The organism is Kocuria sp. CPCC 205235 (assembly GCF_040980905.1).
Classification (GTDB): domain Bacteria; phylum Actinomycetota; class Actinomycetes; order Actinomycetales; family Micrococcaceae; genus Kocuria; species Kocuria carniphila.
This window is the reverse complement of sequence record NZ_JAVKPR010000003.1, coordinates 147,390-169,798: the sequence shown is the minus strand read 5'-3', so window position 1 is coordinate 169,798 and position 22,409 is coordinate 147,390. Positions and strand designations below refer to the sequence as shown.

The 22,409-nt window shown below is 64.2% G+C and carries 19 protein-coding genes; 2 read left to right on the top strand and 17 right to left on the bottom strand.

The annotated features are described in order from the left end of the window. Positions 1–156: 156 nt before the first annotated feature. A complete protein-coding gene (locus RF638_RS03640; protein ID WP_368841449.1) occupies positions 157–534 on the bottom strand; it encodes a hypothetical protein in 378 nt (125 codons plus the stop codon). A gap of 92 nt (positions 535–626) precedes the next feature. Continuing rightward, positions 627–3,293 (bottom strand): nitrite reductase large subunit NirB, encoded by a 2,667-nt coding sequence (gene nirB / locus RF638_RS03635; RefSeq protein WP_129702259.1) that lies wholly within the window; start codon positions 3,291–3,293, stop codon positions 627–629. Positions 3,294–3,526: 233 nt separating this feature from the next. On the opposite strand from nirB, the gene nirD reads away from it, so the two are divergent. Next, entirely contained in the window at positions 3,527–3,859 is a 333-nt protein-coding gene (nirD, locus tag RF638_RS03630) for a nitrite reductase small subunit NirD (protein ID WP_095796788.1), read from the top strand. Positions 3,860–3,996: 137 nt separating this feature from the next. Here the strand turns inward: nirD and RF638_RS03625 are convergent, their stop codons facing one another. After that, complete coding sequence (locus RF638_RS03625) at positions 3,997–4,815, bottom strand: purine-nucleoside phosphorylase (protein ID WP_095796787.1); 819 nt, start codon at positions 4,813–4,815, stop codon at positions 3,997–3,999. Positions 4,816–5,358: 543 nt separating this feature from the next. Beyond that, positions 5,359–5,847: a GNAT family N-acetyltransferase gene (locus RF638_RS03620; protein ID WP_368841448.1), complete on the bottom strand. Its 489-nt coding sequence runs from the start codon at positions 5,845–5,847 to the stop codon at positions 5,359–5,361. 183 nt (positions 5,848–6,030) lie between these two features. On the opposite strand from RF638_RS03620, the gene RF638_RS03615 reads away from it, so the two are divergent. After that, positions 6,031–7,464, top strand: coding sequence for an NAD(P)H-quinone dehydrogenase (locus RF638_RS03615; protein ID WP_095796785.1), 1,434 nt, complete (start codon positions 6,031–6,033; stop codon positions 7,462–7,464). Between the two features lie 92 nt (positions 7,465–7,556). Here the strand turns inward: RF638_RS03615 and RF638_RS03610 are convergent, their stop codons facing one another. From RF638_RS03610 to RF638_RS03550, 13 genes are all read right to left on the bottom strand, one after another. Then, positions 7,557–8,975, bottom strand: coding sequence for an MFS transporter (locus RF638_RS03610; RefSeq protein ID WP_095796784.1), 1,419 nt, complete (start codon positions 8,973–8,975; stop codon positions 7,557–7,559). Positions 8,976–9,188: 213 nt separating this feature from the next. Continuing rightward, a complete protein-coding gene (locus RF638_RS03605; RefSeq protein ID WP_368841476.1) occupies positions 9,189–10,967 on the bottom strand; it encodes a biotin carboxylase N-terminal domain-containing protein in 1,779 nt (592 codons plus the stop codon). A gap of 142 nt (positions 10,968–11,109) precedes the next feature. Beyond that, the gene (locus RF638_RS03600; protein WP_095796783.1) at positions 11,110–11,748 is read right to left on the bottom strand and encodes a nucleoside triphosphate pyrophosphatase; all 639 of its coding nucleotides are present in this window, start codon (positions 11,746–11,748) and stop codon (positions 11,110–11,112) included. Between the two features lie 449 nt (positions 11,749–12,197). Continuing rightward, the gene (locus RF638_RS03595; protein WP_129702255.1) at positions 12,198–12,668 is read right to left on the bottom strand and encodes a DUF779 domain-containing protein; all 471 of its coding nucleotides are present in this window, start codon (positions 12,666–12,668) and stop codon (positions 12,198–12,200) included. Between the two features lie 27 nt (positions 12,669–12,695). Then, on the bottom strand, positions 12,696–14,219 hold the full coding sequence (locus RF638_RS03590) for an aldehyde dehydrogenase family protein (RefSeq protein WP_315276136.1): 1,524 nt from the start codon (positions 14,217–14,219) through the stop codon (positions 12,696–12,698). 132 nt (positions 14,220–14,351) lie between these two features. Further along, positions 14,352–15,794, bottom strand: coding sequence for a dicarboxylate/amino acid:cation symporter (locus tag RF638_RS03585; RefSeq protein ID WP_129702430.1), 1,443 nt, complete (start codon positions 15,792–15,794; stop codon positions 14,352–14,354). Positions 15,795–15,908: 114 nt separating this feature from the next. Next, positions 15,909–17,645, bottom strand: a complete 1,737-nt coding sequence (locus RF638_RS03580; protein WP_238663349.1) for a DUF885 domain-containing protein — start codon at positions 17,643–17,645, stop codon at positions 15,909–15,911. A 15-nt stretch (positions 17,646–17,660) separates the two neighbouring features. Continuing rightward, the gene (locus tag RF638_RS03575; protein WP_129702429.1) at positions 17,661–17,954 is read right to left on the bottom strand and encodes a hypothetical protein; all 294 of its coding nucleotides are present in this window, start codon (positions 17,952–17,954) and stop codon (positions 17,661–17,663) included. Between the two features lie 24 nt (positions 17,955–17,978). Beyond that, the gene (locus RF638_RS03570; RefSeq protein WP_368841447.1) at positions 17,979–18,998 is read right to left on the bottom strand and encodes an MFS transporter; all 1,020 of its coding nucleotides are present in this window, start codon (positions 18,996–18,998) and stop codon (positions 17,979–17,981) included. Next, the gene (locus RF638_RS03565) at positions 18,995–20,077 is read right to left on the bottom strand and encodes a MauE/DoxX family redox-associated membrane protein (protein WP_158222901.1); all 1,083 of its coding nucleotides are present in this window, start codon (positions 20,075–20,077) and stop codon (positions 18,995–18,997) included. The genes RF638_RS03570 and RF638_RS03565 overlap by 4 nt, the downstream gene beginning before the upstream one ends. Positions 20,078–20,114: 37 nt before the next feature. Further along, the gene (locus RF638_RS03560) at positions 20,115–20,390 is read right to left on the bottom strand and encodes an acyl-CoA carboxylase subunit epsilon (RefSeq protein ID WP_095796777.1); all 276 of its coding nucleotides are present in this window, start codon (positions 20,388–20,390) and stop codon (positions 20,115–20,117) included. Beyond that, positions 20,387–21,970 carry an acyl-CoA carboxylase subunit beta gene (locus RF638_RS03555; RefSeq protein WP_368841446.1) on the bottom strand — a complete coding sequence of 528 codons (1,584 nt, stop codon included), beginning with the start codon at positions 21,968–21,970 and terminating at the stop codon, positions 20,387–20,389. The genes RF638_RS03560 and RF638_RS03555 overlap by 4 nt, the downstream gene beginning before the upstream one ends. 152 nt (positions 21,971–22,122) lie before the next feature. Further along, on the bottom strand, positions 22,123–22,407 hold the full coding sequence (locus RF638_RS03550; RefSeq protein WP_259913644.1) for a YciI family protein: 285 nt from the start codon (positions 22,405–22,407) through the stop codon (positions 22,123–22,125). Between the last annotated feature and the right edge of the window lie 2 nt (positions 22,408–22,409).

The following is a 22,409-nucleotide window of genomic DNA, read 5'->3' as shown; positions in this document are numbered from 1 at the left end:
AGGTCCTCACGCCCCTCAAGGTGATCCTTTCGGCTCTAACGGCCCCTTAGCCGCGCCGTCGTCTGCCTGGCGTCTACTCCACAGGCCTGCAGCCGCGATCACAACGAAAGAACCCCGCCACCGGAACTTCGGTGACGGGGTTCTTTGCGGTGAAACTTAGTGGTTGACCTGGGCCCCATTGGGCACGTTGGGGCGCTGGGCCATTTCGTGCGGGCCGGCGGGCAGGTCCAGCGTGAGCTCGGTGCCACCGGTGGAGTGTTTGGCCGTTGCACCGGAGGTGATGGTGGTGGGCACGAACAACGCGAGACCGTATGCGAGGATGCCCAGCAGGAAGATCCACCAGCTGTTGGGGTAGCTGGCGAACATCCAGAGGCTGGCCACAATGGTGATCATGCCGCCGAGAAGCAGGATCAAGCTCTTGATCGTCTCGCCCTCACCCGAGAAAGTGCGGGGCTTGATGGCGTGGCTTCCGCGTTCGGCCAAGCGACGAGTAGTCTCCTGCTCGTTGACGGAGGCTTCATCTCTTCTGACCATGAGTGCACCCTTTCAGACTGCAACCGCGAGGGGTAAATAAATTCTTTGTCCAGTCTAGACGGTTGACCGCCCCGTTGCTGACATTCCGCCAGTTACGGGGTGGGTGCGCCCACCGGAATTTTTGCCCCGGTGACCAAGACCGGCCCTTCACCGGATTCGGACGCCGCAATTTCCTGCGCGGTGGCCGGACGAATCTGGTCGCGCTCCAGAACATACATGCGTGCACCGTTGTCCTGGGTCTCGGGTTCGTTGACGAACGGGCGGAATCGTCGCAAGCGATCCGGGTCCTTGAGGGTCTCGGCCCACTCATCCCGGTACTCCTTGACGTGGGTTTCCATGGCACGGTCCAAATCTGCGCAGATCCCCAGGGAATCGTCCATGATCACGGAGCGCAGGTGGTCCATGCCGTCACCGTTGTATCGCTCGTCCAGGTCTTCCATCCAGCGGGCGGTGCGCTGCAGCTTGTCCGCAGTCCGGATGTAGTACAACAGGAAACGGTCGATGTAGGTGATCAGGGTTGTCTCGTCCAGACCCTGCGCGAACAGCCGACCGTGCACCGGGTTGGCGCCGCCGTTGCCGGCCAAGAACAGGTTCCACCCGTCGGTGGTGGCCACCACGCCAACGTCCTTGGCCTGTGCCTCCGCGCACTCGCGAGCGCAACCGGAGACACCGAATTTGAACTTGTGGGGTGAGCGCAGCCCCTTGTACCGGTTCTCCAGGTCGATGCCCATGGCCACCGAATCCTGCACACCGAACCGGCACCACGTGCTGCCAATGCAGGACTTCACGTTGCGCAGTGCCTTGCCGTACGCGGAACCGGACTCGAAGCCGGCGTCCACCAGCTGCTTCCAGATCAGGGGGAGCTGTTCCAAGCGGGCACCGAACAGCCCGATGCGCTGGGCCGCAGTGAGCTTGGTGTAGAGGTTGAACTCCTGGCCCACGCGGGCGATGACCGCCAGCTTTTCCGGTGTGATTTCGCCACCGGGGATTCGGGGGACCACCGAGTACGTACCGTCCTTCTGCATATTGGCCAGCGCCCGGTCGTTGGTGTCCTGCAGGGTGCCGCGGCCGGAATCCAGGGCGTAGTCGTGGCGGATCGAGTGCAGGATGGACGCCACGGTGGGCTTGCACACTGCACAGCCGTCTTCGCCCGTGCCGAAGCGCTCGAGTACGGCGGGAAAGTCGGCCAGGCCGGTGACCAGCACGGCCTCGAAGAGTTCTGCGCGGGACATCTCGAAGTGCTCGCACAGCGACTTGGACACGGTGAGGCCCAGCTTGCCGAGTTCCTGGCCCAGCGTCTTCTGCAGCATGGGTACGCACGAACCGCACTGGGTGCCGGCGTTGGTGCAGCCCTTGAGCGCGGGAACGTCGTGGTTACCATCGCGCACGGCCTCGCGCACGGTACCGAACGAGACGGCATTGCAGGAACACAGGATGGCGTCGTCGGGCAGTTCGGTGTCCGGTGCCTCGGAACCGGCGGCGGAAAGGTAAGCGCCGGGTTCACCCGGAAGCGCGCGGCCCAGGAGGGGGCGCAGGGAATCGTAGGGAGCGGCGTCGCCAACGAACACGCCGCCCAACAGGACCGAGGCATCCGAGGACGTCACGATCTTCTGGTACAGGCCTCGCGCGGGATCCGCGTAGACGATTTCCAGGCAGCCCTCAGTGGTGCCACCGGTATCACCGAAGCTCGCGACGTCGATCCCCGAGAACTTGAGTTTGGTCGCGGTGTCGAAGGACTCGACCACCTTGGAGCCGCCGGTGAGCTGTTCGGCGACCACGTCCGCCATGGTGTTGGCCGGTGCCACCAGACCCCACGTGCGGCCCAGGATCGAGGCGACCTCGCCGATGGCCCACACGTGCGGCACGGAGGTGGCGCAGCGCTCGTCGACCACCACGCCGCCGCGGTCGGCCAGGTGGAATCCCGCGCGGCGGGCCAGACCCTCGCGGGGACGAATACCCACGGCGAGGATCACGAGGTCCGCCGGGATGTCATCGCCGTCCTTGACGGAGACCGACACGACCTCGCCCCCGTCCGTGTTGACGCCGGAAATGAAGGTGGAGCAGTGGACGTCGATGCCCACTTGGCCGATCAGTGCGTTGACCGCCTGCCCGCCGCCCTGGTCCATTTCGGTGCTGAGCAGCCATTCGGCCACGTCCAGAATGGTGGCTTCCGCGCCCAGTTCCTTGAGGCCGGCCGCTGCTTCCAGGCCCAGCAGACCGCCGCCCACCACGACGCCGCGCGGGGCACGTCCCAGCTTCTCCTGCAGTCGGTCGATGTCCGCCACGATGCCCTTGACGTCATCCACGGTGCGGAACTTGTGGGTCTTCTGACCGCCAGGAATGTTCAGTGACGCCGCATTGGAACCGGTTGCCAGGATCAACTCGTCATACGGGTAGCGCTGACCGCTCACCGATATGATGCACTGCTCATCCAGATCGATGTCCGCCGCACGTTCACCCACGTGCAGCTCCACGCCCGGGTGCTCCCAGATCTCGCCATTGGCCAGAGTCAGGTCCGTGGAAGTGTCGCCGAAGAGCTTCTCCAGACCCACGCGGTCGTACGGCACGTACTTTTCCTCCGAGAGCACGGTGACCGTGTCATCACCCAGGCCGCGGGACACTAGGCTCGTCACGAAACGGTGCGCTGCCGGTCCACCGCCGACCACCACGATCCTGCGCGCATCGGGGGCGGTTGCCGTCGGTTCGGGAGCGTTGCCGGTGCTGGTTTCGACGGTGACGGGCGGGGTGGTCTGACCCATGCTGACGACCTCTCGGTGTAGGAGTCCCCGGGATCGGTGACGTTGGCCGGTAACCCCGGGGTCGTACAGTGTTTGCGCAGCTGCCGAATATGTTGCTCGGCAAATGCTGCTTTAATTGAAACACGGTTGACCGTCGCACGCAGGCGATGTTGCAGTGAGCATCTTGTCGATTGCGTCACGGTCAGCCGGGTCCACGAACGAACCCCGCACCCAGCACGGAAGGTACAGAAACCATGGCCACTGCCACTTGGCACCGCGTGTGCTCACTGTCGGATTTGGAGCAGGACTGGGCCGAGGCCGCCCTGATCGATGGTCAGCAGATCGCGCTGGTGCGCACCGTGCGCGACGAGGTGTTCGCTTTCGCCCATGAGGACCCCAACTCCGGCGCCCTGGTCATGGCCCGCGGCATCGTGGGCCGCACCGGCGAGCACGATTCCATCACCTCGCCGCTCTACAAGGAAACCTACGATTTGCGCACCGGCGAGTGCCTCACGGGCCAGGACTTCACCCTCCCGGTGTACCCGGTCCAGATCGCCGACGACGGCGCCGTGAACATTCAGGTCTGACGCGCGCCTCTTCTACGCACGCCGCCCGCGCGACCTCCTTCTGGGGAGGCTGCGCGGGCGGTTTACTAGTACGACGACGCTCGAGGTGACCTTGGCCGCGTGGCCGGGGGAGCGACGTCGTCCAAGAGCGTGAAGCCCTAGAGCTTGGCCACGATGTCCGCGAGCAGGCGGGAGATGCGAGGACCGGCGGCGGCGCCGGCCTCGATAACTTCTTCGTGGGAGAGCGCGGTCTCACTGATACCGGCGGCGAGGTTGGTCACCAGCGACATGCCGAAGACCTCCATGCCGGCGTGACGCGCGGCGATGGCTTCGAGGGCCGTGGACATGCCCACCAGATCGGCACCGAGGACCTTGGCCATTTGCACCTCGGCCGGAGTCTCGTAGTGCGGGCCGGGGAACTGGGCGTAGACGCCCTCGTCCAGACTCGGATCGACCTCATGCGCGATCTCGCGGAGGCGAGACGAGTAGAGGTCGGTGAGGTCCACGAACGTTGCACCCTCGAGCGGGGACGTGGCCGTGAGGTTGATATGGTCGCTGATCAGCACCGGGGTGCCGGGCTGCCACGCGGGGTTCAGACCGCCGCAACCGTTGGTCAGGATCATGATTTCGGCACCTGCGGCGGCTGCGGTGCGCACACCGTGGGCGACGGCGCGCACGCCCTTGCCTTCGTAGTAGTGTGTTCGCGCACCAATCACCAGGGCGTGGTGACCGTTGGCGAGCTTGATCGAGCGCAGGGTACCCACGTGGCCTTCCAGCGCGGGGCGTGAGAATCCGGGGATCTCGGTTGCGGGGATCTCGTGCTCGGTTTCACCGATGAGCTCGGCGGCCTCACCCCACCCGGAACCCAGGGTCAGGGCGATGCGGTGGTTCTCCACCCCGGTGCGCTCGCGGATGGCGTCAGCGGCACGGCGGGCAATGTCAAAGGGATCGGCGGTAGCCGTTGCATTCTCAGTCACGCGCCCCACTCTAGAACAGGGCGCGTACGGACGTGTGCCCGGACATCCCGGAACCGGATCGCGCCCTGCGTGCGTTCGGATCGTGAGGGCCGAATAACCACCGACAGTGGGCCGCCATAAACATCTCGGGCAGAGATGCGCAGGAATGGGCGCGGCCGGGAACAATTCGGGCAGAGATCCGCGGTGGCGGGAGTCGCCAAGAACATGTGGGGAAGAGATCCGCGGGGAAGGTGGCGGTGGTGAACATCTCCGGCAGAGGTCGGCGAGTTCGAGGTGCCCGTGAACATGTACGTCAGAGATTAGCGGGCAGTGCGGCGGTATCGAACATCTGGGGTAGAGATGCGCGAGTTCGAGGTGTCCGTGAACATCTGAGGCAGAGATCCGCAGAAAATCGGCCCATATTCTGCGATTTCGAGACTTAAATGTTCATGGTGCGGATCTCTGCCTCAGATGTCAGCACCTAGCGGACCAGTGCCTCTCTCAGGACCTAGATGGTCGGTTCATTGTGTACAGGTGGTCGATCACTCACTAGAACCGGTGGGTCTAATCGGTGAGGTCCTTGAAGTACCGAGCCACCGGCCAACGTTTGAAGCCGAGGTGTTCATAGGTGGCCCTCGCATTGGAGTGGCCCGGGTCATCTCCGGTTTCGACCATGGCCATACTCATCCCCGCGTCCTTGATTCGGCGCATCGAGTGATCCGTGAGAGCGGAGGCGATCCCTCGACGTTGATGATCAGGGTCAACCACTAGGACGTAGACCTCACCCATGTTGTCCTCGGGATGGATCCGCGTGCAGATCCAGCCGACTACCTTGTCATCCTCAAGGGCGAGGTCTACGTTCTGCGGCTCTTGATCAAGGACTTCGGACAGATCCGCCCGCTGTCTGACTTCCCACCCGTTCGGATAGAAGCTGTCGTAGACGAAGCGCGGCACAGTGACCCGAACCTGGGGGAAGACCGGAGCCCACGCACGAATGGCCAGGTCAAGGGCTTCGTCCCGATGCGAAGCGTCAAAGCGAATGATCATCACCATGCTGGATCATTGTACTCAGGGCTAGCCCCAACGGCTGGGACGTGTGAGGCAGAGAGCGCTGGGGAGCGGCAGCGCGTGGGCAGGCACGAGCAGCAGCGGTGACGTGCTTGAAACGTCAATGCGGCGAACCTTCAAGGAACCGAGGTCCCGGTCACGGTAGCTCCCCGTTCAATTGCTGCAACAATGGGGGACGTGAGTGTGCAGACTGAATTTGCGAATCCGAAACTCGTAGTCATTGGTGGCGGCCCCGGCGGTTATGAAGCGGCCCTGGTTGCTTCGTCCCTGGGTGCAGAGGTCACCGTGATCGAACAACAGGGCATGGGTGGCTCAGCGGTGCTGACCGACGTGGTCCCGTCCAAAACCCTGATTGCTTCCGCGGACACCATGAATCGCTTTGCGGAGGCCAAGGATCTGGGCGTCCACATCGTGGGTGGCTCTGGGGACGGTGATGAGATCAATCAACTGTCGGTGGATCTGGAAAAGGTCAATACCCGCCTGTTGCGCCTGGCGGCGACGCAGTCCCGTGACATCAAGCGCGGCCTGGAACGCCAGGGTGTGCACCTGGTCAAGGGCCACGGTCGGTTGACCAGCTCGAACACCGTGCACGTGGAGACCGATGAAGGGCTCGAATACGACCTGGAAGCCCAGTTCGTGCTGCTGGCCGTGGGTGCTTACCCTCGCGAGTTGGACACCGCCAAGCCTGATGGTGAGCGGATCTTCAATTGGAAACAGGTCTACCAGATGCGGGAGATCCCGGAGAAGCTCATTGTGGTGGGTTCCGGTGTCACCGGCGCGGAGTTCGCGTCCGCCTACAACGGGCTGGGCTCGGACGTCACCCTGATTTCCTCCCGCGACCAGGTCCTGCCGGGTGAGGACTCGGATGCGGCGGCGGTTCTGGAGAACGTGTTCGAGCGCCGCGGTTTGACCGTGCTGTCCCGCTCGCGCGCGGATTCCGTGGAAAACACCGGCGACGGCGTTCTGGTCACCCTCGCCGACGGCCGCAAGGTCCAGGGTTCCCACTGCCTGCTGGCCGTGGGCTCCATCCCGCACACCACAGATCTTGGCCTCGAAGAGGTTGGCGTGGTCACGAACAAATCCGGTCACATCGTGGTGGACGCGGTCTCCCGGACCACCGTGCCCGGTATTTATGCCGCTGGCGACTGCACCGGTGTGCTGCCGCTGGCATCCGTGGCCGCGATGCAGGGCCGCATTGCCGTGGCCCACCAGCTGGGGGACGCCGTTCGTCCGCTACGCACCGACCAGGTTGCATCCAACATTTTCACCTCCCCGGAGATTGCATCCGTGGGCGTGGGTCAGAAGGACGCCAAGTCCGATCCGTCCGTGATCGAATACGCCGCGCTTCAGCTGAGCACCAACCCGCGCGCCAAGATGATGGCCGTGGACGACGGTTTCGTGAAGATTTTCGCCCGCCGCGGCACCGGCACCGTGATGGGTGGCGTAGTCGTGGGTCCGCGAGCGTCCGAGCTGATCTACCCGATCGCCCTGGCCGTCACGCACAACCTTAGTGTGGACGATCTCGCGGATACCTTTGCCGTGTACCCGTCGCTGTCCGGCTCCATTTCGGAGGCCGCTCGCCGGTTGCACGTGCACCACTGATTCACAAACTGACGACGCCGCCCCGGCGACCTTTCACACGAAAGGTCACCGGGGCGGCGTCGTACGTCATGGACGATGGAGCGGAAGGTGCGTTACTTCACGACCTTGCGACCCACGGTGTACATGTCCACGTTCTTGGTCTCAGGGGAGAACCAGAGGGCGATCAGGGTGACGACCGCGGCGAAGGACAAGTACATGCCCACCGAGCCCACGCCGAAGTTCGCGTTCAGGATCACCGCGATGTACGGGGTGATGGCTGCGCCCAGGATGGAAGCCACGTTGTACGCGATACCGGAGCCGGTGTAGCGCACGTTGGTGGGGAACAGCTCGGGCAGGATGGCGGACATCGAGCCGAAGGTCAGGCCCATCAGTGTCATGCCGACCGCGAGGAAGAACAGCACGCGGCCCATCGAGACGTTCTCACCGGTGCCCACGAGCGAGGGGTCCATGATCAGGCCGAAGCACAGACCGAACACCACGATCGCGGAGGTGATGACGAGCTGCGAGGAACGGCGGCCGTACTTGTCCGCGAGCCAACCGGAGATCGGTACGGTGATGGCGAACAACAGCACCGCCAACAGCTGGATGATCAGGAAGTCGCGGTACTCGATACCCAAGCCGCCGGCGTCCGGGGAGCCGATGCCGAAGGACAGCACCCACGCGGTCATCAGGTAGAACAGCACATAGGTGGCCAGCATGATGAAGGTGCCCTGGATGATCTGGACCCACGAGGTCTTGAACACCTCGGTCACGGGTGCCTTGACCTTCTCACCCTGCTGTTCGGCCTTCTTGAAGACCGGGGTCTCCTCGAGCTTGATGCGGACCCACAGACCCAGCAGCACCATCACCACGGAAGCGATGAACGGAATACGCCAGCCCCACACGAGGAACGGGTGGTCGCCCACGGCGTGATGCTCGGCGGTTCCGAACTGCATCACGATGGTCAGGATCAGGAAGAAACCGTTGGCCAGGATGAAACCGAACGGTGCACCCAGCTGGGGCCACATGGCCGCGCGGGCGCGCTTGCCCTCTTCCGCGTACTCGGTGGCCAGCAGGGATGCGCCGGACCATTCGCCGCCCAGACCCAGGCCCTGGCAGAAGCGCAGGATGGTCAGGATCAGGGGAGCCCAGATACCAATGGAGTAGTAGGTGGGCAGCAGACCAATTAAGAACGTCGCGATACCCATGGTCAGCAACGCGCCGATCAGGGTGGCCTTACGGCCGATCCGGTCGCCGTAGTGACCGAAGATCACGGAACCGATGGGACGGCCGAAGAACGCGGCAGCGAACGTGGCCATGGACGCCAGAAGCTTGGTGGTCTCGTCCTCACCGGTGAAGAACAGGGCGGGAAACACGGCCACGGCGGCGGTCGCGTAGACGTAGAAGTCGTAGAACTCGATGGTGGTGCCGGCCAGGGACGCGACGATCACGCGCGAACGTGGAACGCGCTCCGCGAGTGACTTATCCGATTCGGGCCCGTGGGAACCCGGTTCAGTCACGGTTGTAGACATGGTGAATCCTCAGATGGGAAGGGGTTTGAATATGTACACGCTAGACCCGTTGTTCCACACTGCGAATTCGAGTGTCCAAAATATGAGATTGGCATTGACACTGGCTGGCTGGCTTCGTCGCCACTCACGCAGGGAGGTTCCTCTCAGTCAGAACGGCGGCCCCCTGTAAAGGGAGCCGCCGTTCTCACTGACTGGTGCTGATCAGCTGAAGCGTCAGTCGGCGATGTTCGCCAGAACCGTGCCGGCCGAAACCGTATCGCCCTGGGAAACCGTCAAGTCCTTGATCACGCCGGACTTGTGCGCGGTCAGGGGCTGTTCCATCTTCATGGCCTCGAGCACCACGATCAAGTCACCCTCGGAGACCGTGTCACCGTTGTCCACAGCGATCTTCACGATGGTGCCCTGCATGGGCGAGGTCAGTGAATCTCCCGAGGCACCGCGAGCCGCTGCGGAGCCGCCGCGGTTGGCGCGGGCCTTGCGCTTGGGCGGGGGACCGCCATTGCCACCGACGCGTGCTGTGCCGGGCAACTGAGGCAGGGTGACTTCCAGGCGCTTGCCGCCCACCTCGACCACCACGGACTGACGCTCGGGTTCCTCGGAGGAGGGTTCGAACGGTGCTTCGAAGGGCTCGATCTCGTTATTGAATTCCGTCTCGATCCAGCGGGTGTGCACCGAGAAGGGGGCGCCGCTCTCGGGTGCGAAGGCGGCGTCGGAAACCACCGCGCGGTGGAACGGGACCACCGTGGGCATGCCCTCGATCAACAGCTCGTCCAGGGCGCGGCGCGAGCGCTGCAGTGCCTGCTCGCGGGTGGCGCCGGTGACGATCAGCTTGGCGAGCATCGAGTCGAAGCTGCCGCCGATGGCCTCGCCGGCCTCAACGCCGGTGTCCACGCGTACGCCGGGGCCGGTGGGCAGGGTGAACTTGGCCAGGGTGCCGGGGGCCGGCATGAAGTTGCGGCCGGCGTCCTCACCGTTGATCCGGAACTCGAAGCTGTGGCCGCGCACCTGAGGGTCGTCGTAGCCGAGTTCTTCGCCGCGTGCGATGCGGAACTGTTCGCGAACCAGGTCCAGACCGGTGACCTCCTCGGAAACCGGGTGCTCGACCTGCAGACGGGTGTTGACCTCCAGGAAGGAGATGGTGCCGTCCTGGCCGACCAGGAACTCGCACGTCCCGGCGCCCTGGTACTGCGCTTCCTTGAGGATGGCCTTGGAAGCCTCGTAGAGACGCTGGTTCTGTTCGTCGGAGAGGAAGGGCGCGGGGGCCTCTTCCACCAGCTTCTGGTTGCGGCGCTGCAGTGAGCAGTCGCGAGTCGAGACGACCACTACATTGCCGTGGCCGTCAGCGAGGCACTGGGTTTCCACGTGGCGCGGGGCGTCCAGGAAGCGCTCGACGAAGCACTCGCCGCGGCCGAAGGCCGCGGTGGCCTCACGCACGGCGGAGTCGAAGAGTTCGGGGATGGCATCGCGTTCGCGGACCACCTTGATACCGCGGCCACCGCCACCGAAGGCAGCCTTGATGGCGATCGGCAATCTGTGTTCATCGGCGAAGGCCAATACCTCGTCCGCGGAGGACACCGGGTCCGCGGTACCCGGAACCTGCGGCGCGTTGACCTTCTCGGCGATGTGGCGTGCGGCCACCTTGTCGCCCAGTTTGGAAATGGCTGCCGGGGGAGGGCCGATCCAGGTCATGCCGGCGTTGATCACGGCCATGGCGAAGTCGGCATTCTCGGACAGGAAACCGTAACCGGGGTGGACAGCGTCCGCGCCGGCGCGAGAAGCGGCGTCGAGAATCTTGTCGATGACCAGGTAGGAATCGGCGGCGGTGGTGCCGCCCAGCGCGTAGGCCTCGTCAGCCATGCGCACGTGCATGGCGTCCCGGTCAGTGTCCGCGTACACGGCCACGGAGGTGATGCCTTCGTCGCGCGCGGCGCGGATGACACGCACCGCGATTTCACCGCGATTGGCCACCAAGACTTTGGTGATGGGGCGCATGTCGGTGGAAGCCTGCTGCTCCGTGGAGGTGGTTGTCACGTGAATAGCTCCTTGTCGATACTCTCCAGCAGATTAGTGCCCCGTACTGGAGATCACCTAAGCGAACGCTCGGATGCGGGCTGAACTGTAGATCTTCTACAAATCATGACGTGGTGGGCTGTGGTGTTGGCCGCCACCAGTGACTCGGGCTGACGTGGCGGGCGGCCAAGAGGTCACGCAGCGTGGAGATGCTTAAACCAATCACCGCATTAGGGTCCCCGTCCACCCGCTCGATGAACACAGAGCCGCGGCCGTCCAGCGTGAACGAGCCGGCGACCTGCAGGGGTTCCCCGGTGGCCACGTAGTTCGTGATTTCTTCGCGGGACATTTCCGAGAAGTAGACGTCCGCAGAGCTGATGGCACCCTCTCCGTGGCTTTCACCGTTGCGGCGATCCACGAGCCAATGGCCGGTGTGCAGGGTGCCTTTCCGTCCGCTCATGGCGGTGATGCGCTCCACCGCCACATCCGCAGTGTAGGGCTTGCCGTAGCTCTCGCCGTCGAGTTCGAAGACCGAGTCGCACCCCAGAACCACACGGCCCTCGGCAATCTCCAGACTCGCCACGGCTTCCGCCTTGGCTCGCGCCAGCAGCAGTGCCGTGTCCGAGGGGCTCAATGGCCCGTGCTCGGCGAGTGCGGCGTCCTCGTCCACGTGCGAGACCACGGTCTCGTACGGAAGGTGTGCGCGCGTCAGCAGGGATGCGCGCGCAGGAGACTGCGAGGCCAGAATGAGAACAGGACGCATGGGTTTCAATATACGAGTCGAACGACGAAGACCCAAAGGCGGTGACGCATGCGGGAGCGCAGCCACCGCCCAGATCCGTCCGGAAATCCTTGTCAACTATTTTCTGTTGACATCATTGACACGTCACGGCTAATAGGTTACTTTTGAGTAACCCCAGCGATGACGGATAGAGTGCGCACTTGGCGTCCTCCCTCGGGGTCACCCGGCGGTGGTTGATGTTTCATTCCCGGGGAGGCGAAACAAGGCCTACACCGCCGGTTCACGGGGGATGTGGGAGCATGCGGAGAATACCGTGGCCAGTCGTGCAAGGCTGGCGCGATGTATCAGGGGACACAAAGTAATCCCCGCGTGCTCCCGCATGAACTTCTCATGAAGCGCGTGGATGACCCAGGGCCGGCGGGTGAAAGGTGGCCTCGCGGTTGTTGACCTACAGGGTGCGTGTTGCGTTCTTACGGGCCTGACTCGACCGGCGGCACGATGCAGAGTTCGCTGCGCGTGAGAAACCTTTTGCCCGTGGGCGCTTCCAGGGAAAACCCCCCGCCCCGACCCGGAATCGCATCGATGATCAAGCGCGTGTGACGCCACACCTCGAATTGTTCGGTCGAGATCCAGAACTCCAAAGGGCCCAGCTCCCCACCGGACGGAGACGGCAACTGGGCAACCCCCAGCAGCGCATCCGCAGCTCCCGTTCGGAATTCTCCGGCGGGAAAGCACATGGGGGATGAACCGTCGCAGCAGCCGCCCGATTGGTGGAACATGAGCGGTCCGTGTTGGTCCCATAGTTCCTGCAGCAAGGCCACGGCGGGCCCGGTGAAGCCCACCCGAGAGGTGGTGTCGCCGGGCACCACCGGGGCGGTCTCGAGCACCACGTGGTACTCAAGACCGCCCAGGTCTTGCGGTTCAAAAGGTTGTGCGCTCATGGCACCTCACTACCTTTCGCTCAGGGTTTAGAAGAAGCCCTGCGGGGTTTCGGTGTAGGACACGAGCAGGTTCTTGGTTTGCTGGTAGTGGTCCAACATCATCAGGTGGTTCTCGCGGCCGATGCCCGAGGACTTGTAGCCACCGAACGCAGAGTGCGCCGGATAGCTGTGGTACTGGTTCACCCACACGCGACCCGCCTGAATGGCACGGCCCGCGCGGTAGGCGATGTTGCCGCTACGCGCCCACACGCCGGCGCCCAGTCCGTACAGCGTGTCATTGGCAACGCTGATCGCCTGGTCGTAGTCGCTGAACTTGGCCACCGACAGCACCGGTCCGAAGATTTCCTCCTGGAAGATGCGCATGTCGTTGGTGCCCTCGAACACGGTGGGCTGGACGTAGAAACCGCCGCCCAGATCGCCGTCGAGCTCGGCACGCTCGCCGCCGATCAGTACCTTGGCGCCCTCCTTCTTGCCGATGTCCAGGTAGGAGAGGATCTTCTCCAGCTGGTCGGTCGAAGCCTGCGCGCCGATCATGGTGTCCGTGTCCAGCGGATTGCCCGCCTTGATCCTGGACACGCGGTCGATGCCGTCCGCCAGGAACTGGTCGTAGATCGACTCCTGGATCAGCGCACGGGACGGGCACGTGCAGACCTCACCCTGATTGAGCGCGAAGAACGCGAAGCCTTCCAGGGCCTTGTCGTAGAAGCCATCCTTCTGCGCCGCGATGTCTTCGAAGAAAATGTTCGGCGACTTACCGCCCAACTCCAGGGTCACCGGAATGATGTTCTCGGACGCGTACTGCATGATCAGGCGGCCCGTGGTGGTTTCACCGGTGAATGCGATCTTGCGGATGCGCTTATTGGAGGCCAGAGGCTGACCGCACTCCACGCCAAAGCCGTTGACGATGTTGACCACACCGTCCGGGATCAGATCCTTGATGAGGTCGATGAGCACCAGGATGGACGCCGGGGTCTGCTCGGCGGGCTTGAGCACCACGCAGTTGCCGGCCGCGAGTGCTGGGGCGAGCTTCCACACGGCCATCAGGATCGGGAAGTTCCAGGGAATGATCTGACCGACCACGCCCAGAGGCTCGTGGTAGTGGTACGCCACCGTGTCCTCGTCCAGCTGGGAGAGGTGTCCCTCTTGCGCGCGGATAGCGCCCGCGAAATAGCGGAAGTGGTCGATCGCGAGCGGAATGTCCGCGTTGAGGCTCTCGCGCACCGGCTTGCCGTTGTCCCACGTCTCCGCGACGGCAATGGCTTCGAGGTTCTCCTCCATGCGGTCCGCGATTTTGTTCAACATGAGCGCACGTTCGGCCGGTGACGTGGCATTCCACGACGGCGCTGCGGCCCAGGCGGCGTCCAGCGCGGCCTCGATGTCCTCGGCCGTGCCGCGACCCACCTCGGTGAACGGCTGACCCGTGATGGGCGTGATGTCTTCGAAATACTGACCCTTCACGGGCGCGACCCAATCGCCGCCGATGAAGTGCTCGTAGCGGGGCTTGAACGTGACCTTGGCGCCGTCTTTACCGGGTTGTTGGTAGACCGTCATGGTGTGAATCTCCTACGTCATTGTGGTGATGTAACTCACAGTCTAATGGTTCTGTCCGGACAGACAAGGAGCGGCACGGGGTCACCCGTGCCGCTCCTTGTCTGCGACGCAAAGCCGGTTTCAGGACGTGGTTCAATCCACGCGTTGCCCGTCATTCGGGCCCGACGGCGCGTGGGCGTGTGAGCCCTCGCCGGTTCCGGTCCGCGCGTCCTGCGGTGTGAGCTCACCGTGGCTGTCCTCGTCCGAGAACGGCTCGCCGGAACGCTGCGCGTTGTAGAGGTCCATGTCGATGATGCCCTCTCGCTTGGATACGATCGCGGCCACGAGTGCCTGTCCCGTGACGTTGAGTGCGGTGCGGCCCATGTCCAGGATCGGGTCCACGGCCAGGAGCAGTCCGACACCCTCGAGCGGGAGGCCCAGGGTCGACAGTGTCAAGGTCAGCATCACGGTGGCACCCGTGGTGCCCGCGGTCGCGGCGGAGCCGAGCACGGACACCAGGGCGATCAATACGAAGTGCATGGGCGTCAGGGGAACACCGTAGAACTGGGCCACGAAGATCGCGGCAATGGCGGGGTAGATCGCGGCGCAACCGTCCATCTTGGTCGTGGCGCCCAGGGGGATCGCGAAGGACGCGTAGTGCTTGGGGACACCCAGGTTCCGCTCGGTCACCCGCTGGGTCAGCGGCATGGTGCCCAGGGAGGAACGGGACACGAAGCCCAACTGCATGGCCGGCCACACACCGGAGAAGAACTGCTTGATGGACAGCCCGTTGAGCTTGATCAAGATCGGGTACACCACGAAGCCCACGAGCAGCAGGCCCACGTACACGGTGATCACGAAACTGATCAGGGTGCCCATGGAGGTCCAGCCGTACTCGAACACCGCGCGGCCGATCAGACCCAGAGTTCCCAACGGGGCCAGGCGAATGATCCACCACACGATCTTCTGCATGATAGCCAGGCCGGACTGCATGAACGTCAGGAACGGTTCGGCGGCCTTACCGACCTTCAAGGCGGCAATACCCACCACTGCCGAGATCACCAGGATCTGCAGCACGTTGAAGTTCAGCGCGGTGGTCACGGTTTCCGCATCCGGCATCTTGGAGGTGGCTTCCAAGCCCAGGAAATTCACCGGGATGATGCCCTTGAGGAAGCCCAGCCACGAACCCTCGGTACCCGTGTACTCACCGGGTTGCGCTTGACCCGTGCCCACACCGGGCTGGATCACAACACCCAGCACCATGCCGATGAGCACGGCGATCAGTGCCGTGATCGCGAACCACACCAGTGTCTTCCACGCCAGACGGGCGGCGTTGGAGACATCGCGGAGGTTGGCGATCGAGGCGATCACGGCCGTGACCACCAGCGGTACCACCGCGGCCTTCAACAGCGTGACGTAGCTGGAACCAATGGTGTCCAGCACGATCATCAACCAGTTGGGGTTCTCTTCGGGATCGCCACCCATGGCGGTGGCCAAGGAGCCCAGGAGAACACCCAGGATCAGGGCGATCAGAATCTGCCAACCGAAGGAGGTCATCCATTTCGGTAGACGCCGGGTATTTTCTGCGGAATTCATGTGAGCCAGGGTAGGCCGCGGAATCATAAAGCGCACACGGGGTGTGACGAAATGTTACGTGCCGGGCGGCGTCGTCGGCCTCGTGGTGGCCAAGGCCCGCGAGAACTCGCGGAACTAGAGCGTCATGGCGTGGGCCAGTGTGTCCAATCCCACCGAACCGAGCCGCAGCGCACGGCTGTGAAAGTGCTTGAGATCGAATTGGTCACCTTCGCGCGCTTTCACCTGCTTGCGCAGGTCCAGCCACAGTTCCTGGCCCAGCTTGTACGACGGCGCCTGGCCCGGCCAGCCCATGTAGCGCAGCCATTCGAAGCGCAGCACGGCCGGGTCCATGATCACGTTGTGGGACAAGAAGTCCCAGCCGTCCTGCGGGGACCAGATCTCACCGGCACGAGCCCCACCGAGCATCTCGCCGAGTTCCGCGGGCACGGTGTAGCCACAATGGAATCCGACGTCGAAGATCACGCGGACGGTGCGCAACCGCTGCGAATCAAGCATGCCCATGCGGTCGCCGGGATCGTCCAAGTAGCCCAGCTCCTCCATGAGGCGCTCGGCGTACAGGGCCCATCCCTCGCCGTGCCCGGAAACCCAGATGCCCATGCGGCGCCAGTTGTTGAGTTCGCTCGCATTGGCCAAGGCGGTCGCGAATTGCAGGTGATGACCGGGGACGCCCTCGTGGTAGACCGTGGTCGTTTCCTCCCACGTCGCGTGCCGTGAGGTGCCCTCGGGTACGGACCACCACATGCGGCCGGGGCGGGAGAAGTCGCTGCTGGGCGGGGTGTAGTAGATGCCGCCGTCCTGGGTGGGCGCGATCATGCACTCCAGGTTGCGCATGGCCTCCGTGAACTCGAAATGGTTCTTGGACAACTCGGAGACTGCCTGATCGGAGAGGTCTTGCATCCAGTGCTGCAACTCCTCGGTGGAGTTCAGCCGGCGGGCGGGGTCCTCGTTGAGGAGCTTCATGGACTCGCGGATGGAGACACCGGGGGAGATCTGATGCGCCACGAGTCGCTGTTCCTCATCCAGCAGTCTTAACTGTTCAATGCCCCACTCATAGACCTCGCGGGGTTCGAGCTTGGCACCCAGGAAGGACTGGAGGTGGAGTCGGTAGGCGTCCTCGCCGACGGCATCTGTGTCCCGTGCGGTCGCGGCGAAGTCTTCGTGGAACGAACGCACCAGGCTCGCATAGGCCTGGCGGGCGTCGGTGACGGCGTCTTCCAAGGGTTCACTGAGCGAGACGGGCACCGAGTCGTGGGTCAACAACGATCCCAGCGGGCCCTTGAGTTCCGAGTACGCCTCCGCCTGAGCACCGGCCTCCCGGATCTGGGTCATCGAGGCCAACTTCCCGAGCGAGGCCGCTTCCCGCAGCCCCTCCGTGTAGCTCTCCAACGCACGAGGCACGTGTCGCAACCGCTCGACGACCTGCTGCCAGTCCTCAGGCGTGGCAGTGGGCATGTTGTCGAAGATTTCGCGCACCCACTGCACCGGGGACGCGATGTTGTTGACCGGAGCGACGTCCAGATCGGCGGAGTACAGGTCTGATTCCAGCTGCAACCGATGACGCAGGGCGTGAATCGTCACACGATCCACATCGTCGCGGGGCTGTGCCGTCTCCAAGGCGCTCAGCGTCTCCGTGCGCAAGTGCGCGCGATCGGTGCGGCCCTGGGGGCCGTAGTCCGGGTAGCCGGGACCGTAACCGACCAGTCCGTTCAACGTGGCCGCCAGGGGATCCAGTCGCATCGAGCGGTCGAAGAACTGGTTGGCCAGCTCGTCCACCGGGGTTACGGGCCGGTGAACAGTGCCTAGTGGGGGGAATGCGGCGGTTGAACGGTCAGTGGATTGGTTCTCGATCACGAGAAGCCACATTAGTCACCCTCGGCCAGATGACAAGGTGGGACCGGTGCGGTGCGCGAACCCCAACCACCAACTCGCGAGCAATCCGACCACCGCAAAGCTCACGGTGACCCACCACGTCGCGTGCCAACCGCCCGCGTTCTGGACCAGGAATGCCACGGCCACCGGACCAGCGAACTGACCCAGCGCATTGAACTGCTGGCCTAGACCCAAACTGGTGCTCACGGTGTCCGGCGCGGGAGCCAGCGCCATTTGTTGCGAGATAGCGGTCGACGGGATCAGGCCGCCCACCGCAGAAAACCCGATCACCGCTCCGTAGCGCAGTCCGAAGCGTCATTCCTCGGCGATCAGGGGAGCGATCCCGAATGCAATCACCGCGCACACGGCCATGGTGACGAATCCAATGGTCCACAGGGTCACGGGCTTGACCCCTCGGCCCAGTGCCTGCCCGGCGCTCAGATTGCCCAGGGCATTACATGCCGCGGCTCCGGCACTCAATGCACCGGCGGCCCCCGCCGCAATTCCGGCCTCCGCATAGATCGTGGGGAGGAACTGGATCACGCCATTCCATTGCGCCGTATAACAACCCATGACCAGGGCGGCAGCCCACAGGGGTCCCGTGCTCAGCGTTGCCTTCGCCCGAACACCCACCGAGCGCGCGGCCGGCGGTAGCGTATCCGTCGTCGAGGTCGCGGCCACCGATGACGACGCCGCTCGCGGCCCGCCGTCGTTGCCTCGCCGCGGCGCGGTGCTCGCGTCAGGCGGAATGACCGTGGCCATGGCCACGCCCACGGCCACGGCGAGTGCTGCGGCGCCCAACCACCAGGCACGCCAGCCGATCGTGTCCACGAGGAAACCGCCCGTGAGCTGAGAAATGGCGGCGGCCACGGGGAAGAAGCAACCCCACAGTCCCACGATCGGGGCCAACCGGCGCGGGGGTACGAGCCTGCGAATCAGCGCGGGTGAGGCCACGCAGACCACCAAGAAACCCACGCCCTCCAGGACGCGAGAGGCCAGCAGCAGCCCGGGGCCGCGCGCCATAGCACCCAGCACCGAGCCGACCGCCAGGAAGCCGAAACCCCACAGACAGCCCCGGCGCAGCCCGATCGAGTCGTTGAACAGACCCACGATCATGCCCAGCACCATGCCGGCCACCTGAATCACCGCCACGAGCACTCCGGCCTGACCCAGGCTCATGTTCAGCTGCTCGGACAGCGTGCCCAGCGCTGGAGAGAGTTTCCAGACGTGCAGCGCAGCGACCACGCCGCCCGCCACGACCAGCAGTGCCTTGAACGTGCCGTGCTCGTCTCTACTCGACGACTCATGGTTGAGCGTCGAGGCGCTGGTTGTCACGCGCGGGGAGCCGTTTCGAAACGCTCCACGAGCTCGTCCAACAACTGGGTCACGGCACCGCTGCCCGCTTCGGGTCCGCCCGCCAGCAAGCCGTCTGTGCCCAGGACCACGGCCCACGGGTTGGAAACCATGCCGAACGAACTGGCCAGGGAACGGTCCGGATCCACCAGGGCGTTGGCTCGCAACGACTCCGGCAGTTCGTGGAGTGAGCTGTCGTGGGCCACGATCGTGTGAATGGCCACCGGTCCCAACGTCGCGGGAAGTTCTTGGAGCCGCTCCATGACCGTGATGCACGGACCACAACCGGGGCTCACGTAGAAGAGTGCCCGCGCCTGTGTCTGTGCCATGGTCCGCATGGACACGCGCTGACCGTCACTGTCGACGGCCGAGACGAAAGGAACGGGCAGCCGGACGTAGTCATCGGCGTCGCCAATTTCGTCATCGGGGTGAGTCATGCCGTCGGTGCCGGATGCGACGGGCTGAGAGGTGGCACGCTGAGGATCGAGGTGCTCGGGGAGGGATGGAACGTTGCTCAGCCGACCCGCGCTCAACCCGCGAGGGCTGGCGTGGCCGCGTTCCGTCCACACGATCACGCCGAGGACCAGCAAGGGGACAGCCGCCGCGACCACGGTCCACCACGGCACGGGCAACGCGGGACCCTGGTAAGAACCGGTACTCGTGACGATGAAGGCAAAGGCAGCCAGGGCTACGAACACCAGATTGCGCACCACGGTGCGCCAGGACATGGGTGCGCGGGACAGCGAACCAAAGCATCCACAGGATGCAGGATCACCCTGGCGCACACCGATGCCCACGAACACCGTGAACGCCACGAACAGCACCACGGCCGCGGCTGTGGCCGCCCACAACACGATTCCCGAACTCAAGATGAGCGTCAGAGCCAGGAGGATTTCCACCCAGGGGAGCGCGGTGCGCACGGCCCGCGTATTCACCATGGCGGGCAACGCCAAGACGTTCAGGGCACTCTCATCAGTTTTGCTGGTGAGCAATTTGGCCACACCGCTGGCGATCAATAAGAGGGACAGACTCCACAGCACGCTCGCGACAATGACATTCACGCCCACCATTATGCTGCGGAATTCATGGAAACCGGGGTTAGCTTTCCGGCCGTGTGCGACGCCACGCGCCCCACCCCGGGCGCAGCTTCATGCCCAGGCGCATACGGCGGGATTGCACCCTCGGCACGCGCACGGGAGCGGCGTGTGAATCGTCCGCGGCGGCGTCGTGGGCCATGAACACCGCGGTGAGCGCCGCGAGTTCCTCGGCCGTGGGGTTGCCACGTGTGACCGTGAACAGTGGCTCGCGCTTGTCGTCTGCGTCCACGGAATCCAACCGGGACACCGCCTCGTGTGCCTTGTCGCGGGCGGTCACAGCGGAATGTTCCCGTGCTTCTTGGCGGGCATCGAGGCACGCTTATCGGCCAGGCCGCGCAACGCCTTAATGATTTGCGTGCGGGTCTCGGAGGGAATGATGACCGAATCCACGAAACCGAGCTCGGCGGCCTGGTAGGGGTTCAGCAGATCTTCCTCGAACTTCTGGGCGAGCTCGGCACGCAACTCGGCGGTGTCCTCGCCGTTCTCTGCGGCGGCCTTGAGATCACGACGGTAGAGAATCTCCACCGCACCCTGAGCGCCCATCACGCCGATCTGAGCGGTGGGCCACGCCAGATTGATGTCCGCGCCCAACTTCTTGGACCCCATCACGATGTACGCGCCACCGTAGGCCTTGCGGGTGATCAGCGTAACCATGGGAACGGTCGCTTCGGCATACGCGTATAGCAACTTGGCGCCGCGGCGGATGATGCCGTTGAATTCCTGGTCCGTGCCGGGCAGGAAGCCGGGGACGTCCACGAAGGTCAGAATCGGAATGTTGAAGGCATCGCAGTGGCGCACGAAACGCGCGGCCTTCTCCGACGCTGCGATGTCCAGGGTGCCGGCGAATTGCATCGGCTGGTTGGCCACGATGCCCACCGTCTGACCCTCCACGCGACCGTAACCGACCATCACGTTGGGGGCGTAGAGCTCCTGAATCTGCATGAAGTGACCGTCGTCCACCACGGTCTCGATCACGGTGCGCATGTCGTAGGGCTGATTGGCCGAATCCGGAATGAGCGTGTCCAGCTCCAGATCCTCGTCGTCGATCTCCAAGATTTGATCGTGCTCCATGCGCGGGGAGTCCTGCAGGTTGTTGCCCGGCAGGTACTCGAGCAGCTCGTGCACGAAGTCGAAGGCATCCTGCTCATCGGCCGCCAGGTAGGCCGCGGTGCCGGTGCGCTCGTTGTGGGAGCGGGCACCACCCAGGGTTTCCATGTCCACTTCTTCACCGGTGACGGTCTTGATCACGTCCGGGCCGGTGATGAACATGTGGGAGGTCTTGTCCACCATGACCACGAAGTCCGTCAGGGCGGGGGAGTACGCGGCACCGCCGGCGCACGGGCCCATGATGAGCGAGATCTGGGGAACCACACCCGAGGAACGCACGTTCATGCGGAAGATGTCCGCGAACATCGCCAGGGAAGCCACGCCCTCCTGAATGCGAGCGCCACCGCCGTCGTTGATGCCGATCACGGGGCAACCGTTACGCAGAGCGAACTTCTGGACCTTGACGATCTTTTCGCCGTTGACCTGGGACAGCGAACCGCCGAACACGCCGAAGTCCTGGGAGTACACGGCCACCAAACGTCCGTCCACGGTGCCATAACCGGTCACCACGCCGTCGCCCAGCAGCTTCTTCTTCTCCATGCCGAACATGGTGCTGTGGTGCACGGCCATGGCATCGAACTCGACGAAGGAGTCCAGGTCCAGCAGCATCTCGATGCGCTCACGGGCGGTGTTCTTACCGCGCGAGTGCTGCTTCTCGACCGCCGCCTCGCCAGCGGGCCGCTCGGACTTCTCACGGCGCTCGCGGAAATCGGCGATCTTGCCTGCGGTGGTGGTCAGGTCGTGGCTCATGGCACCTCGCGTTGTCTCGGTCCGGTACAAGGGTGGGAGTACCGGTGTCCCAGGTTCAGGACGTCACAAGTTTATTCTGCGGGGTGACCCATGCCTTTGTAGGGGTCCCACAATCCCGTGACGGGTTCTTTCACGTGATCATTCCCAGGAGGTCACGACCACGCGCCGGTATTGATGCTCCATTCCCGCACGGTGTGTTCGGTGACGGCACCGTGGACGACCAGCGGGTCGTCGGCCAGAATGTCGTGGACCTCCTGGGCGCTTTCGGCCGAGAACACGAGCAGCGCTCCCGCAGCGCCGTCGTCCGTGAAAGGCCCGGACCCCATGACCTTGCCCCGCTGGGCCAGCTCACCCAGGTAGGCGCGGTGTGCGGGCCGGTGTTCGTTGAGAACCTCCACCGGGCCACCGTAGGAATAGGTCACTGCAAAAATGCTCATGG